The organism is Bradyrhizobium sp. UFLA06-24, from assembly GCF_054967145.1.
Map to the genome: position 1 here is coordinate 51,585 of NZ_JADFUE010000001.1, position 12,925 is coordinate 64,509.

Below are 12,925 nucleotides of genomic sequence, written 5' to 3' on the forward strand. Positions count from 1 at the left end.
CCGGTCTTCTGCACATTGCAGATAGCGGACCAGATCATTGCCGACAAAGCGCGGCTGACGTTAACCTCACTCATCAACCTTAAAGAGGAGCCGTCGCTGGATAGGAGCTGTCTTTACGCGGAAGGGCCGGCCATCAATCCTGCTCAACGATCTCCGCCGCAAGCTCAGCCACGGCCCGTCTGCCCGCTTCCGTGAGCCCGCCGAGCGTCTGCGTATGCCGCGAGGCGCATTCGACGATCTTTTCCGCGACAAATCTTCGGGCGGGATGGCCCTCGAAGGCCGAGGGCATGAGCCTGCACGCCCGCTCAAGTGCCACGTCCATATTGGAAATGGTCCGGTCACTGAATCTTTCGGAAAGCAACATCACGCACTCCACGAACAAGCTTGCAATAAAGGTTGTCCACGAAGGCCGCTGCCTCGCTCGCATAAAGCGCCAGCAGCAATCCCCCAACCATATCAAGTACCCAACTCATTCCGGATCCTAGCTCACGGCCCGCATTTACGGATTCACACACGTTAAGGGACGATCGTCCGGCTAGATGCCCTCAGCCTCCTGCTCCCGGCCGCAATGGAACTCCGGACCTTCCCCTGCGTTCCTTCACTGTTGAGAAGGTAGACCTGTCCCGCCGTTGGCCCCCAACACCAGCGGCGGGGTCTTTTTGTGAGTTGCGTTTGTGGCAAAGCGTACCAGGGGTGGCCGGGCGGCGACGCCGGCGAGGACCCCAATGCCGGGCTTCATCAGCCCTCAACTGGCGACCCTGAAGATGAAGGCGCCTTCAGGGGCACAATGGATTCACGAAATCAAATACGATGGCTACCGCGTCCAGCTTCATATCGATGGGGAAGAGCGGACGGCCTTTACCCGCAACGGCCTGAACTGGACACGGAAGTTCTCCGTCATCGCCGGTGCTTTCGACATTCCCGGCCAGGCGATCGTTGACGGCGAGGTGGTCGTCATCCATGAGGCGCGGACCAACTTCTCGGAGTTGCAAGCTGACCTCGGAAGGGGCGACCAGGACCGCCTGCTGTATTTCGCCTTCGACCTGCTGTGGGTTGATGGCAGGGATCTTCGAAAGGAGCCGCAGATCGAGCGCAAGCGGCTGCTGAAAGACCTGATCGACCGGCACCGGCTCGAGAGCCCCATCCTCTACAGCGAGCATCACGAAGGCGACGGCCAGGCCCTGTTCGCTGCTGCCAGCAAACTCAATTATGAGGGTATTGTCTCGAAGCGCATTGATGCGCCCTACAGGTCCGACCGGGTTGAAGCCTGGCAGAAGATCAAGGTGGTGCAGAAGGGCAGATTTCCCGTCGTCGGGTTTATCAAGGATCCGTCCGGGGTTGCCGCACTTTACCTCGGCAAGCGAGAAGGCAAGGAGCTTGTCTACATGGGCAAGGTGGGCACCGGCTGGAACCGCACGACCTCTGCAAGGATACGACAGGCGCTCGACACCGTGGTCAGTCCAAGGAGTAGATTGAGCAAGCAGCTCAAAAAGCCCAAGGCGACATGGGTCGAACCAACATTTGTTGCAGAGATCGAGTATCGCGACATCACGTCTGAAGGACTCCTGCGCGCGAGCTCGTTCAAAGGTCTGAGCAAAAAATAAACCTATGTGTCTGCGCTCTTCGGCTTGCGAACGTACAATCGTCGCGCAATGGCAGAGGGACGTCGCAATGGGAAAGAAGCGCAGGCGGTTCAAGCAGACGGATTCACTCGCAACAAGGCTTTCGCAATTTGCGCAGCATATGCGCGAAGATGCCGCTCAAAAGCCCGCTGGCGAAGAACGGAACTCACTTCTCAAGCGCGCGTATAACGCAGATCAAGCAATCGAAATTGATCGCCAGCTACGCCAGCACGGATAGGAACGCGGACCAAAAGGACGGGTTGCCGAGATACCCTATGGGTCCTCTCCAGAAACTCAGGCCTCCTCCTCAAGGAGGCCTGTTCTTTGCTCGTCACAACTCCCGCATACTGTTGTCCGGGTACCAAACATTCCCATTCATTGCGGCCCGACTACCAATCCTTCCGATGCCGCTTCTCTTGCGGATTTCGTAGACCAGAGTCTCCTCAACTCACATAAGGAGACACTCCATGACTGTCCTCACCATCGGAAGAAAGCTCGTGCCACTTGCGCAGGTGGCGTTCGTCGAAGCGTTCGATCCGGCCGCCAATCCCGAGTTCAAGCCCGAGAAGGAATACAAGGCAAGGCTGGTCCTGCTCAGCCGCGACGTCGTTCTGACCGAGCAGACGGTCGAAGCTTTTGCGACAGAGCACAGCCTGCACCTCTTCACGGAGGATATGGTGGCCGTCAATCAGACCATCGTATTCCGTGTCGAGACCTTTGAGCCGACGAAGGACTTCAATCCTGCGAAGCCTTACAAAACCCGGCTCAAATGGCGCGACCTCATGGGAGCTGAACAGAGCAAGCTCCTGCTGACGGACCCGCAATCGGTCATCCAGGACCTTCTGAAGACCAAGGTTACGACAAGGCCGGCGGCGTCTCCCAAAGCGCGACGCCCGGCTCGTGGCCGCAACGGGTCCCGCCGCATGGAAGGATTCCAGAGTTAGTGCATCAGAATGATTGACGAAGACGAAGCCCTGTCGGCATCAACCGGCAGGGCTTTTTCTTTGCGCATGAGGACACAGCGAGCCGCGGCAACATTTTGCGCGGTCGCGATGGTGCTGATTGCCGCTGTCAGAAGTGCAAACCACGCATGTACATGACCCGGCGGATGTTCCCGAGCGACGTGAGCAGTTCGTGTCGTTGCGCCGTGCCGGGTTCGAACCGGCCAAGAGCATGCCGCAGGTTTTCATCGAGCCCGCAGAGCTCTTCGCGCGTCCTGTGCATCAGTTCAGTGATCGTCCAGAGCAGCATCGTTTCCTCCATCGTCTGGACCGCGCCAATCGCGGCCTTCTGACGGAGGCCCTCGCAACGGAGGAGGCAGGGCACACCTCGGGCGGGAGCGAAGCGGACGAGCGCAACGCGTTTGGGCCATGCCGAGGCCGGTGCGAAGGTGCCGCAGTGAAGGGCCGTGGCGCGGCCCACGATTACGGAAATGATAATGGTCTGGCCGGGCGCGTCCGCTGATGCGGACCGGGCTCTACAGGCTGCGCCTGCCGGGTCTTCGCCCCGGCCCATGCGGGTCACGATCCCTCGCGCAAGATCTGATGTGCTCCTCGCCGGGGGCACTCGCTGAAGCGGCCCGGCGGCAAGCCGCCGTCGTTATCACTGCCGCGTCAGACGGGTGCCCTTTTAACCGGTCTCGTCGCTGCACTCGTCCCGCGTGCCGGCTTCGCCGTCGCTATGCTCACGCGGCCCGGGTGCCATTTCATCCGGCGATGCGCTGCGCGCACGCGTTTCCTGGCAAGCGCTGACCCGGGCGGACGTGACGAAGCGCGAGCAACTCTCGAAGAATGAAGGGGTCTGCGACCCCACGTCCGTCAAGGGCAAGACGAGCGCCGCAGGCGGCGCCCTTGACGGCCTTACCCCGCTCATTGGCGCGGGCCTAGTCCGGTTGCATGCGCAACCGGCCTTTCAAGGACAAGCCATGAAATCCGACCTCTATCAAAAAATTACCGACAACATTGTTGCAAGCCTCGCGGCTGGCGTCAGGCCCTGGGCGCAACCATGGAGCGCCGAGCATGCCGCCGGCAGGATCACGCGCCCCCTGCGCGCCAACGGCATCCCGTATAGCGGAATTAACGTTCTGATATTGTGGTCTGCCGCTGTTGAAAAAGGCTACAGCGCACCGATCTGGATGACCTTCAAACAGGCAAGGGCGCTTAACGCCTCCGTCCGCAAAGGCGAGCACGGCGCGCCGGTCGTCTATGCCGACAGGATCATCCGCACCGCGACCAATGAAACCTCAGGCGAGCAGGAAGAATATGCCATTCCCTTCCTCAGGTCCTATACCGTGTTCTCGGTCGAGCAGATCGACGGACTGCCGCCGCATTTTTATGCGCCCGCAGCACCGCGACTGGATCCTGTCAAGCGTATCGGCCATGCGGACGCCTTCTTTGCTGCAACGAACGCGGTCATCCGGCATGGCGGTGCCATGGCTTGCTACAGCCCGAGCACGGATACCATCCAGATGCCGCCTTTTGAGTGCTTCCGTGACGCCGAGAGCTACTACAGCACACTGGCGCACGAATGCACGCACTGGACGCGCCATCCCTCGCGCCTTGATCGCGATTTCGGGCGCAAAAGATTCGGTGATGCCGGTTACGCCGCCGAGGAATTGGTTGCCGAACTCGGCGCCGCCTTCCTCTGCGCCGACCTCGACCTGACGCCCGCCATCCGCGACGACCACGCCGCCTATATCGCTTCGTGGATCGAGGCACTGGAGAATGACTGCCGGGCGATATTCACCGCCGCTGCCCATGCGCAACGCGCGGCCGACTTTCTGCACGGCTTGCAGGCCCCTGCTCACGATGAAGATCGCGCTGCGTAACGTGGCGAACAATGCGCTAGAGCTATACCAAACATTCTCATGCATCACGACTGGCGGTTTTCGAGAACCCACCTAATGTGTGGGTTCTGCTTCTTCCTGAATGCTGGAGTGTCCAATGTGGGTACCTCTCACGGCTACCGGCGAGCCTCTGCACGGGCCATCTGCGCATCAGCGTATCGAGCGGGAGCGGGCCGAAGCGTGGGCCTGCTTTTCCAACGGCGGGGGCGGCGCCATCGAGCATTTCGACGGCCAAAGATGGTTCGAAATGGCCTGCCGCCGGATTGCGGATGATGAAGAACGGGCCCGGGCGCACTCCCGCTAAAGTCCGTTACTCGCCTCGCGGTTGGCGGCTTTGGCGGCGCTGTTCATCAATCCGTCCCGGTACGAACAATCCGCGCGCCTCGCGCTGCCGCTGCACCTCGTCGGTGCGCGGCTGAGGTCGCGCCGCCAGATACTGCTCACACGCCTGCATGAAATGATGTCCCGCCCAGGCGCACGTGACGAACAGGTCAAATGCCCTGAAAATCGTATTGCTGAAAAGCGTCGCAAGCCACACGCCGATCATCACGAGAACGATCGCCTTGAGCGCTTCCCAGGCGGCGACTACCAGGCGAGACACGGAAAGCGACCGCTCGGCAGCTAAGCGGACAGGGTCAGTCATATCGCTTTCTCCGAGGATTGGTCATACCGAAATGCGACAGCCGCCCCCGCTGTTTCCACAGCAGGGGCGGCCATGTCTCAAGGTTCATGATGGTTCAGCAGTTGCTCGATGCTTGTGCGTGCGACCGCGAGAGCCGCAAGCAGCTTGATGTCATCCTCCACCGCTGATCTGGAGAGCAGCCGATCGAGCAAGGGCAAAGCCGCCTGCAAAGCCGTGTGCGTCTTCATGAGCAGCACGTCATGTTGCTGAATCCCACGAATCTCCTTCGCCCAGATGAAGCCGAGTATGCTCGACTTGCGGGCGCACAATCGTCCTCGCCAGCGGAATGTTGGGATCCGGGAGTTCTGGTTCTGGTCGAAGCGCCAATACGTAGCCCGGACGGCCTTCGGGTCCGCTCGGCCGACCGTATACATCGCAATCTCCCGCACGCTGATGAGAATGTCGTCGCTCAGCCGCGGATAATAGGACGCATCCGATGTTCGAACGGGCTCCGGCCCTGCGCCTTCGGGAAGCGGTTCATGAAGGGTCATTGCACTGCTCCATTGGTGTGATCGAAGTTATTCTTCCGAGGCCTGCCTGGACCCCTTCTCACTACTGCTGTGGTCGGTGAAGGTGAGGGCGGAGTGTCAGAGGGGCCCGGCTTCGGGGTCGCCGGGCTGGCGGCCGGCGGATCATCTGAAGGAGGTTCAAGACCCAGGCGCCGCGCGCCGTCTTCGCTCACGCGCGAGATATCGAGGAAGTGCTGCATTGCCATGTGAGCCGCATAGGCGGACGGAAAGAACCTGCCGCTCAGTGACACCCACATCGGCCCAAGTTCGAGCGCTAGCGAAATCGCCTGGAATCCGAGAACGAAGAGGAGAATCTTGATGTCGTTTTTAGTGAGAGCCGTGATGGCCTCAAGCGCACCACCGAGGCCGGAGAGGCGCGGGACAGCATTCGGCGACGACTGAATCCTCTTTTCGATTTCGGCGTTGCGATCCTTTTGCTGCTGATCGAGCTTCGTCTTGATGGTCTCCCGGTTAGAGGTTTCGGCAGCAAGCGCTCGCTCAAGTGCTCCGATTTGCGCATCTGAAGCTGCCGTTGAAGCGGATGTGCGAGAGGTGGCGCGAGTGACCTGGCGCACGTTGTTCTGGCGCAGGGACGACAACATAGCGTTGGTCTGATCAAGCCGTCTGGTTGCTGCTTTGAGATCGTCTGCCGTACGTGCGATAGCCGCATCGACGAGCTTGGTCGCTTCCGCCGATGCGACTGGATTATCGGTCATGAATCTGTGCTGATAATACCCCTCGATCGAGGGGGCCATGACGCCCAGCAGCATACAGGCGCCGCCCAGCATACCGAGGGCGGTTCCCTGTGCTCCTCGCACAAGATTTGTCGCGACGGAAACGAAACGGTCATGCACGATCTCGGGCAAGCGCATCCCAGTGCGCCGCAGCTCGGCGAACCCGCGTTCAAGCATCGGCTTTCTGTACTGGAGCAGATTGTCGATCGTGCCCTGCATGACACCGACGAGTGCGCCAATCAAACCAAAGAACGAGTGGAAGTCGCCATCTCCAAGACCGGCATGAAGTACAGTCGTGACGCTCAAAGTCGTCATCACCACCGTCCCGAGGAGAAGTAGCCCGAGGATCATGAAATCCAAAGCTTCCCGCGCGGAGCAGATCTGTCGAACGGTCGTCGGGTGCCCACCACCAAGGATGATGAGCAGGCCCTGCATCGTGGAAGAAAGAGACGTCGTTCGGTTCGCTGGCCGGTCGAACGATCGACCGGTGAGATCGTGCATTTCCCGGACCGGCAATACAGAAGAAACTACTTTCTCCTGTTTGTGTCCGTTATTGGCAGTCGTGAAATCGCTCATTCCATTTCTCCGTATGAGGTGAAACCGGACGTGACGAGCCGTTCGGCGCCGAGGGAGCGGCGTCGGGGTGGATTGCGAATTCTCGGCGCCGAACGCTGGCGCCGGTGGTTCAGACCGCGGGAAGTCGGGAATTCCGCTCGATTGGCTACGCGGCTGGAGCGGCAGCCGCGTGCTTGCCCGGCCAAGTCACTTCGGGTCGAAGGACGGATATTTCTATGCCGCGTGCGATAAACGACATCAGGCGCGCCTCTAGGGTAGCGCGCATTGTATAGTTAAGTAACTATCTTGTAAAGACGCTATACTCTACGGACGCGGATCTCTGCGGGGTTTCCGTGAGCGGACCAGCGTCAGACCTGTCGCATCTCCAAGATCGAGTTTCCTTGTTCGCCTCGCCGATACGTAGACATCATACGCTTGGAGAAGGTCCTTGTCGTAATTGGCGATAAGGGCGCGAGAAATCTCACCGTTTTGAATCTGGCTCTTCCAGACTTCCTTGATGAAAAGCGGGGCAGTGAGATGGCGAAGATGAGGAAACGGGTCTTTCTTGTCTTTTGGGGGCTTCCAAGTTGCCCGCCCGGCATTTTCAACTTCGCTCTTGATGGCACCGATAAGCTGGGACGCCCGATCACTGGACAGGGGAAGCCTCTTAAGAATTCTTTTTAGTTCTTTAAGCTCGTTCTCAATGCTCAATTCCTTTGCTGCCGGGATATCGCCCGGGGCCCGCCTTTTTCTTGGAGGTGATCTAAAATCATAGACGATAGAACCGATATTAGCAATTTCCGAAGTCGCATTCCTCTTGCTGCGATAAAACTTGAACAATAAGCGGTCGAAGTTCTCTGTAACTGACACGGTCGCCATGCATCCGTCCTCACGGCGTGCCCCAAGAATCGGGAGATGCGCCTCGCGCAGAAGCTCCCTCAGTTCTGCGACCATATCTTCGGTTATCTTAGCGTCACGCAATAGAGCCCGCGCTTCCTCCACGGCTTCCAATTGCCGAGAACGAGGCGGCTCTCCGCTGTCTAGGATGGCGCGTCGTTCGGTAGCTATTTTTGTCCGCGTTCCATGATTTATTGAGACCAACTTCCTTGTCTTAGCCATGTGGTTTCTCAGTGATCAATACGAGAACAGCGGGCAATCCCATGTTGTGCGACACCATTGGATCCGCTCTACGGCCCATATGGTTTTCACCAACTTCGATCTTCCGGCATTGGGTCCGGGAGGTGTGAATGACCTATCACAATCTCCTTTGGTATTTTGGACGAGTGGTAATCTTCTAAACGGATCGCACAAATAATTAACCCAGATCGCCGAAAGGAACATAAGAGGAACATGACGCTCGGGGCAGCAACGCGGAGCGCATCGCCACTCAGTTGAGCAGGCTGACGCAGGCCAACCTAGCACCCGGTTCAAGGTATGCCCTCTACGCCGCAGGAAAATCGCGCGGGCCATCGACCAGGGCCCGAATGACCCCATCATCCTGGCTGAGGCGATCGTCGGACCTGTGTTCGGTGATCGGCGCAGCCGACGCAAAATCTATTAACTCTCGGAGCGCTTTAGGATCGCGTATTCGGTTTGGTAGCACCCTGTGTCTCGGACTCTCTGCTTGCAAGCACTGATCGAGAGTCGGGCGCAGCGGGCAAAAGCAAATGATCCAAAAACTTGATCGATCTGAAGCGGTAGCCGCTTGCCAATTCGGGGCGCGGCTTTTCTGCGCAGAGATCAGGAATGTTTGGTAACGAACGGGAAAGCCCTTTCTCGTGTTTCTCTTCCTCCCTATGTCACGGTGATGAACACATCAACTCCTTCCAAATATCTCTTGGAATACTCCACTTCCTTGGCTGACGAATTGGTGGGGTACGACGCGGCGCGGACGGCTGCGCATTCTGCGCTGGCCCTAGGTCGCGATCCATTTGAGAGCTATGCGCGCAGCCTCACGCCTCGCGGAGGACTGCTGTTTCTGTACCGAGACCAGGCCGGCAATCGCGTTCTCGACACGTTGCGCTGCCTTACCTGGCTTGGGTCGACCAGCTCGGCCATCTGGTTGGTGTATAAGAGCCCGCTGTCCGGAAGTGCCGCATTTGGTGCGTTCGTTGTGGCGGTCCTGCTCATCACACTTGCGGTCCGTTGGAAGTTCAAGCGCTGGCACAGCATCGAAATCCATCCCGACGGAATGATCGTCGACGATCGGATGTTTTCGCTCGACGGGCTGGGCGAGCAATGGCCTCAGCTGCAAGCGAAGGGCGATAATGTTGATCGTCTGGTGTTTTGTGGGGTCTATGGCACACGGTTCATTGAATTTGCCACCTGCAATCGGCTGAACCGCAACGACCGCACACCCGAGGTGCTGGCGCCGGACCTTGAGATGGCGATGGAGCAGCTCTGGGGCCGCCGGGAAGCGTTCTTCCCAGCGGCCCGTTGACTGTTCAGAGGCAACCAGCGCCCGTCCGAATGCGAACGACGTCCTCATGCGAGAGGCGCGAAGCCGCTGCCGGCGGCTTTCCTTTCATAAGGAGCAACTGGCTCTGATGCTCGCGGGCGAAGCTCTGCTCGAACTCCCAGGGTACGATGAGCTTGCCAAGCCGTTTTGTAACGTACTCAAGTGTCTCACCATCGCCATTGGCGAAGACCTGAACTAAACCGCTATTGCCTAGAAAAGATTCCCATGATTGGCGATATGTAGCCTTGAGCTGCGTGATGTCCTGGACAACGAACCAGGGCTTGATCCCAAACCCTGGAAAGTAAGCCGAAGCGCGCTCCATAAAGGGCATGTTGAGTGTCGCGAACTCCTCAAGCATGAAGAGGATTGGATCACGACCCAGCGGATAAGTTCCCATGCGTTCGAGGACCGTGCAGGCAAGCTGCACAATTATTCGCAGAAAACGAGAGTGTGTTTCCATTTGCCCGATGGGCAGGCAAAGGAAAATGGATGTTGGTCTGTCGCTACGCAGATCGGCAAGGCAGAAGTCGGACCGCCGCAAAATCCGCTGCAACAGTATGCTCTCCAGAAAGTCCGTGTGCACAGCGGCCGTGCTGAAGATCGAACCTCTTTCATTTGCGGGCGCCTGCGCCATCCGGTTAGCAACGTTATTGGCTGCACGGCCGAATGGTGCGGCAATGTCTCTCATCATGTCGAACAGTGCTGTCATCAATACGCCGTTTGCGTCGAAGTAGCGTTTCTTCTCCCCTTCGGATGCTTCGGCCAGCATCTGAGAGGCACGGCGCTTTCCGTCGGCTACAAGAGGACCATACGAGAGGCATAAAAGGTCGCGGACGGTGATAAGGTTGCGTTCTGATTCCGGGAGAGACAGCACGATATAGATGAGACCAGCCAGTAAGGTTCTTGCGCTGTTGTTGAAGAATTTCGCATTCCCGCCGCTCTCAGTGTCTGGGACGATCGCGTTCGCGATTGCCATCACATCGTCTACAATCGACGGGCTCCGCGGGTCGAGCTCGTCGAGCGGATTGAAGCACGCAGATTGTTCACCCGATTGCTGAAACGGGTCACAAATGAAAACCCTGTGCCCTCTTGACCGCTTGAAGCTCGCTGCTTTTGAGAGCTCCCCCTTCGGATCAAGTGCAAGCATTGAGCCAGAATAGAGATAGATGTTTGGTTCGAGAATCGTGGTCGTCTTGCCCGCCCGTGTGCCGGCGATGGTCATGATTGGCCGATCATCGGTATGGCCGAGGAAAGTGTTGCCCAGCTTGCCGATGACCAATTGCCCGAATTCATAGCGATAGCCGAGCAGCTCACCCGGCGACATATAGTAGTTTGTCCGTTCGCGGTCCTTCTGTAGCCGCGCGATCGGAATACCGCGCCGCAGGAGTTGCTCAAAGAGCAGCCGTGAGCGATCGTCCATGCCCGGCAAGGCGGGATAGCTTCTGACGCCCGCGCTCTCGGCAGGCACTCCGTATTTACTGAATTCGTCCCAGGGAAAATGCATCGAGGTCTCCTTTGCTGGATGACTCTCGATAGATCACCGGCGCGTCATGTCACTCGAAAACACTGGGAATTAAGGCGACTATTGGTCGGCAGGGAACGGTCGCGAGCCCCACATTTTCTTCCAGTTGGTGCGAAGGCATCCGACATATTTCGTCTCGACCGTCTTGAGATCGTCGCCGGCAGCCACAGCCGGGATGCGCGCCTCCAGAACACATCGATATTCGAGAGCCGGTGGAACCTTGCCTGCTGTGTCGAATGAGCTCTTAGCCCGATGTGCGTCAAGTGTCGCGAGCGCAGACTTGGCCTTCGTATTGCCTTGCGCAGCTGCCTTCCCGAGCCACAGTCTGGCCTTCTCAGTGTCCTGCGCGACACCAATTCCAGCAACATACATTACTCCCAGACTGTATTGCGCTTGCTGTTCGCCCGCATCCGCAGCGATGCCAAAGAGCCTTGCCGCTTCAACGGGGTTTTTATCGACGCCTGATCCATTCAGATAGAGTATCGCAAGCATTGTACGAGCCTCGGCGTAGCCCGCATCGCTCGCTTTTCGGTACCATTCGGCCGCGGCGACATAATCCTTAGGCACGCCTTTTCCGAATTGGTACATGAATCCGAGATGCGTTTGCGCGTACTGATTATTACTGTCTGCTGCCGAGCGGTAAAGTTCGAGGGCTTTCGCGTAATCGAGTGGCGCTCCCTCGCCGAACTCATACATCCGACCTAGCTCGGCTTTAGCATCCGCGTCGCCGGTTGCGGCTGCTTTGCTTAGAAGGTCAAATGCTTTTGGAAGATCGATCTTGACACCTAGAAGACCCTCGAAATAGGCCTGCCCTAATTTAAATTGAGCCTGCGCGTTACCCTGATCGGCTGCCTTTCCATACCAATACAGTGCTTGTTTCCAGTCCTTTTGCGCAAAAACGCCGCTCTCATAGTAGTAACCGAGAGTCGCTTGCGCGGTCGCATTGCCGCGCTTTGCGGACTCCTTGAGATATGATCCGGCAATAACATAGTTATCCTTTGCCACAGCCTCCTTTGCACGCCGGAACACCTCGTCATCCGACAAAGCGCTCATTGAGCCGGAGTCCGACTGGGCGTACACGCGGCCGAATACGAAGGGTTGCGAACATATCGCCCCAACAGTCAAAGAGCTGGCGAGAAGGAGCAAGAATTGAAGCGCGCGTCGGGTCCGCTGAGCGTCAGCTCTGAGCCCGTATTGCCGATAGTGTTTAACTTGCGCGAAAAGTGTTGATTTAAGCTAGAAAACGACGGTAGACTCTAGGTCGAATTTTCGGCCGATTGCACGTTCTTCGCAGAGTTTTAGGGGATTCTTGTGCTGCAACCTTATCGGCAATACTGTTGCCGGAGGCGCGAATGCGGCACTCCCACTATCAAGACGGCACCTTGTTTGATTTCGCCGGTCGGCGCAAATATCTGAACGCGTATGAGCTTCGGCGGTTCGCCAACGCCGCGCGGCAGTCCACCACTGAGATACGGCTCTTCTGCCTGCTCCTGCGCTGGACCGGTGCCCGCATTTCAGAGGTACTCGCGCTCGTACCGGGATCTATCGATTTCGAGAGCGGCGTCGTCAACATCGTGACCTTGAAGCGGCGCAAGCACGGCGTGGTCCGGCAGGTCCCAATCCCGCCCTCGCTCAATGCCGAGCTCCGGACGTTTTTCAAGCTGCGCTCCGCTCAAAGCGACCCTCGGCTGGCGCGGCGAAGACTCTGGCGTTTTTGTCGTGCATCTGCCTGGCGATATGTGAAAGCGGTTATGGCGCTCGCTGGCGTTGTCGGCTCACAGGCCATGCCCAAAGGACTCCGGCACGGGTTTGGCGTTGGCGCCATTCAGGCGCAAGTGCCGGTCACGCTTCTGCAACGCTGGCTTGGCCATGCCTCGCTCCGCAGTACAGCCGTTTACCTCGACGTCTCCGGGGCGGAGGAGCGTGAGATCGCTCAGCGGATGTGGCGGCGTCGCTAGAGTCAGCAGGACTTGCCGTGGCCGGGTGAGAGCAGGCGCA

Annotated in this window: 14 protein-coding genes; 6 read left to right on the plus strand and 8 right to left on the minus strand. The window is 58.4% G+C overall.

Translation table 11 applies throughout. The features are described 5' to 3' along the window. Positions 1–133: 133 nt before the first annotated feature. On the minus strand, positions 134–364 hold the full coding sequence (locus IF809_RS00260; protein ID WP_462836493.1) for a hypothetical protein: 231 nt from the start codon (positions 362–364) through the stop codon (positions 134–136). A gap of 361 nt (positions 365–725) precedes the next feature. Here IF809_RS00260 and ligD point away from each other — a divergent pair, with 361 nt between their 5' ends. The 3 genes from ligD (at position 726) to IF809_RS00275 (ending at position 2,566) form a co-directional block, all read left to right on the plus strand. Further along, a complete protein-coding gene (gene ligD, locus IF809_RS00265; protein WP_462836494.1) occupies positions 726–1,604 on the plus strand; it encodes a non-homologous end-joining DNA ligase in 879 nt (292 codons plus the stop codon). 67 nt (positions 1,605–1,671) lie between these two features. Beyond that, positions 1,672–1,860, plus strand: coding sequence for a hypothetical protein (locus IF809_RS00270; protein WP_462836495.1), 189 nt, complete (start codon positions 1,672–1,674; stop codon positions 1,858–1,860). A 229-nt stretch (positions 1,861–2,089) separates the two neighbouring features. Next, complete coding sequence (locus IF809_RS00275; RefSeq protein WP_462836496.1) at positions 2,090–2,566, plus strand: hypothetical protein; 477 nt, start codon at positions 2,090–2,092, stop codon at positions 2,564–2,566. Between the two features lie 127 nt (positions 2,567–2,693). Here IF809_RS00275 and IF809_RS00280 read toward each other — a convergent pair whose 3' ends face one another. Further along, the gene (locus tag IF809_RS00280; protein WP_462836497.1) at positions 2,694–2,873 is read right to left on the minus strand and encodes a hypothetical protein; all 180 of its coding nucleotides are present in this window, start codon (positions 2,871–2,873) and stop codon (positions 2,694–2,696) included. 673 nt (positions 2,874–3,546) lie between these two features. Between IF809_RS00280 and IF809_RS00285 the strand changes: the two genes are divergently transcribed. Continuing rightward, the gene (locus IF809_RS00285) at positions 3,547–4,449 is read left to right on the plus strand and encodes an ArdC family protein (protein ID WP_462836498.1); all 903 of its coding nucleotides are present in this window, start codon (positions 3,547–3,549) and stop codon (positions 4,447–4,449) included. A gap of 328 nt (positions 4,450–4,777) precedes the next feature. On the opposite strand, the gene IF809_RS00290 is transcribed toward IF809_RS00285, so the two are convergent. The 4 genes from IF809_RS00290 to IF809_RS00305 form a co-directional block, all read right to left on the minus strand. Beyond that, positions 4,778–5,110 (minus strand): hypothetical protein, encoded by a 333-nt coding sequence (locus IF809_RS00290; protein ID WP_462836499.1) that lies wholly within the window; start codon positions 5,108–5,110, stop codon positions 4,778–4,780. Positions 5,111–5,187: 77 nt separating this feature from the next. After that, on the minus strand, positions 5,188–5,640 hold the full coding sequence (locus IF809_RS00295; protein ID WP_462836500.1) for a hypothetical protein: 453 nt from the start codon (positions 5,638–5,640) through the stop codon (positions 5,188–5,190). Then, positions 5,637–6,968 (minus strand): DUF4407 domain-containing protein, encoded by a 1,332-nt coding sequence (locus tag IF809_RS00300; protein ID WP_462836501.1) that lies wholly within the window; start codon positions 6,966–6,968, stop codon positions 5,637–5,639. The genes IF809_RS00295 and IF809_RS00300 overlap by 4 nt, the downstream gene beginning before the upstream one ends. Before the next feature lie 303 nt (positions 6,969–7,271). After that, positions 7,272–8,066: a hypothetical protein gene (locus tag IF809_RS00305; RefSeq protein WP_462836502.1), complete on the minus strand. Its 795-nt coding sequence runs from the start codon at positions 8,064–8,066 to the stop codon at positions 7,272–7,274. Between the two features lie 736 nt (positions 8,067–8,802). Here IF809_RS00305 and IF809_RS00310 point away from each other — a divergent pair. Further along, complete coding sequence (locus IF809_RS00310; RefSeq protein WP_462836503.1) at positions 8,803–9,387, plus strand: hypothetical protein; 585 nt, start codon at positions 8,803–8,805, stop codon at positions 9,385–9,387. 4 nt (positions 9,388–9,391) lie between these two features. Here IF809_RS00310 and IF809_RS00315 read toward each other — a convergent pair whose 3' ends face one another. Further along, positions 9,392–10,909, minus strand: a complete 1,518-nt coding sequence (locus IF809_RS00315; protein ID WP_462836504.1) for a type IV secretory system conjugative DNA transfer family protein — start codon at positions 10,907–10,909, stop codon at positions 9,392–9,394. A 78-nt stretch (positions 10,910–10,987) separates the two neighbouring features. Further along, positions 10,988–11,980 carry a tetratricopeptide repeat protein gene (locus tag IF809_RS00320; RefSeq protein WP_462836505.1) on the minus strand — a complete coding sequence of 331 codons (993 nt, stop codon included), beginning with the start codon at positions 11,978–11,980 and terminating at the stop codon, positions 10,988–10,990. A gap of 299 nt (positions 11,981–12,279) precedes the next feature. Here IF809_RS00320 and IF809_RS00325 point away from each other — a divergent pair, with 299 nt between their 5' ends. Then, on the plus strand, positions 12,280–12,885 hold the full coding sequence (locus IF809_RS00325; RefSeq protein WP_462836506.1) for a tyrosine-type recombinase/integrase: 606 nt from the start codon (positions 12,280–12,282) through the stop codon (positions 12,883–12,885). Positions 12,886–12,925 lie beyond the last annotated feature (40 nt).

Bases quoted from the DNA above. Each gene is read 5' to 3' on its own strand.
- IF809_RS00260 (WP_462836493.1), bottom strand. From the start codon at position 364: ATGTTGCTTTCCGAAAGATTCAGTGACCGGACCATTTCCAATATGGAC.
- ligD (WP_462836494.1), top strand. From the start codon at position 726: ATGCCGGGCTTCATCAGCCCTCAACTGGCGACCCTGAAGATGAAGGCG.
- IF809_RS00270 (WP_462836495.1), top strand. From the start codon at position 1,672: ATGGGAAAGAAGCGCAGGCGGTTCAAGCAGACGGATTCACTCGCAACA.
- IF809_RS00275 (WP_462836496.1), top strand. From the start codon at position 2,090: ATGACTGTCCTCACCATCGGAAGAAAGCTCGTGCCACTTGCGCAGGTG.
- IF809_RS00280 (WP_462836497.1), bottom strand. From the start codon at position 2,873: ATGCTGCTCTGGACGATCACTGAACTGATGCACAGGACGCGCGAAGAG.
- IF809_RS00285 (WP_462836498.1), top strand. From the start codon at position 3,547: ATGAAATCCGACCTCTATCAAAAAATTACCGACAACATTGTTGCAAGC.
- IF809_RS00290 (WP_462836499.1), bottom strand. From the start codon at position 5,110: ATGACTGACCCTGTCCGCTTAGCTGCCGAGCGGTCGCTTTCCGTGTCT.
- IF809_RS00295 (WP_462836500.1), bottom strand. From the start codon at position 5,640: ATGACCCTTCATGAACCGCTTCCCGAAGGCGCAGGGCCGGAGCCCGTT.
- IF809_RS00300 (WP_462836501.1), bottom strand. From the start codon at position 6,968: ATGAGCGATTTCACGACTGCCAATAACGGACACAAACAGGAGAAAGTA.
- IF809_RS00305 (WP_462836502.1), bottom strand. From the start codon at position 8,066: ATGGCTAAGACAAGGAAGTTGGTCTCAATAAATCATGGAACGCGGACA.
- IF809_RS00315 (WP_462836504.1), bottom strand. From the start codon at position 10,909: ATGCATTTTCCCTGGGACGAATTCAGTAAATACGGAGTGCCTGCCGAG.
- IF809_RS00320 (WP_462836505.1), bottom strand. From the start codon at position 11,980: ATGAGCGCTTTGTCGGATGACGAGGTGTTCCGGCGTGCAAAGGAGGCT.
- IF809_RS00325 (WP_462836506.1), top strand. From the start codon at position 12,280: ATGCGGCACTCCCACTATCAAGACGGCACCTTGTTTGATTTCGCCGGT.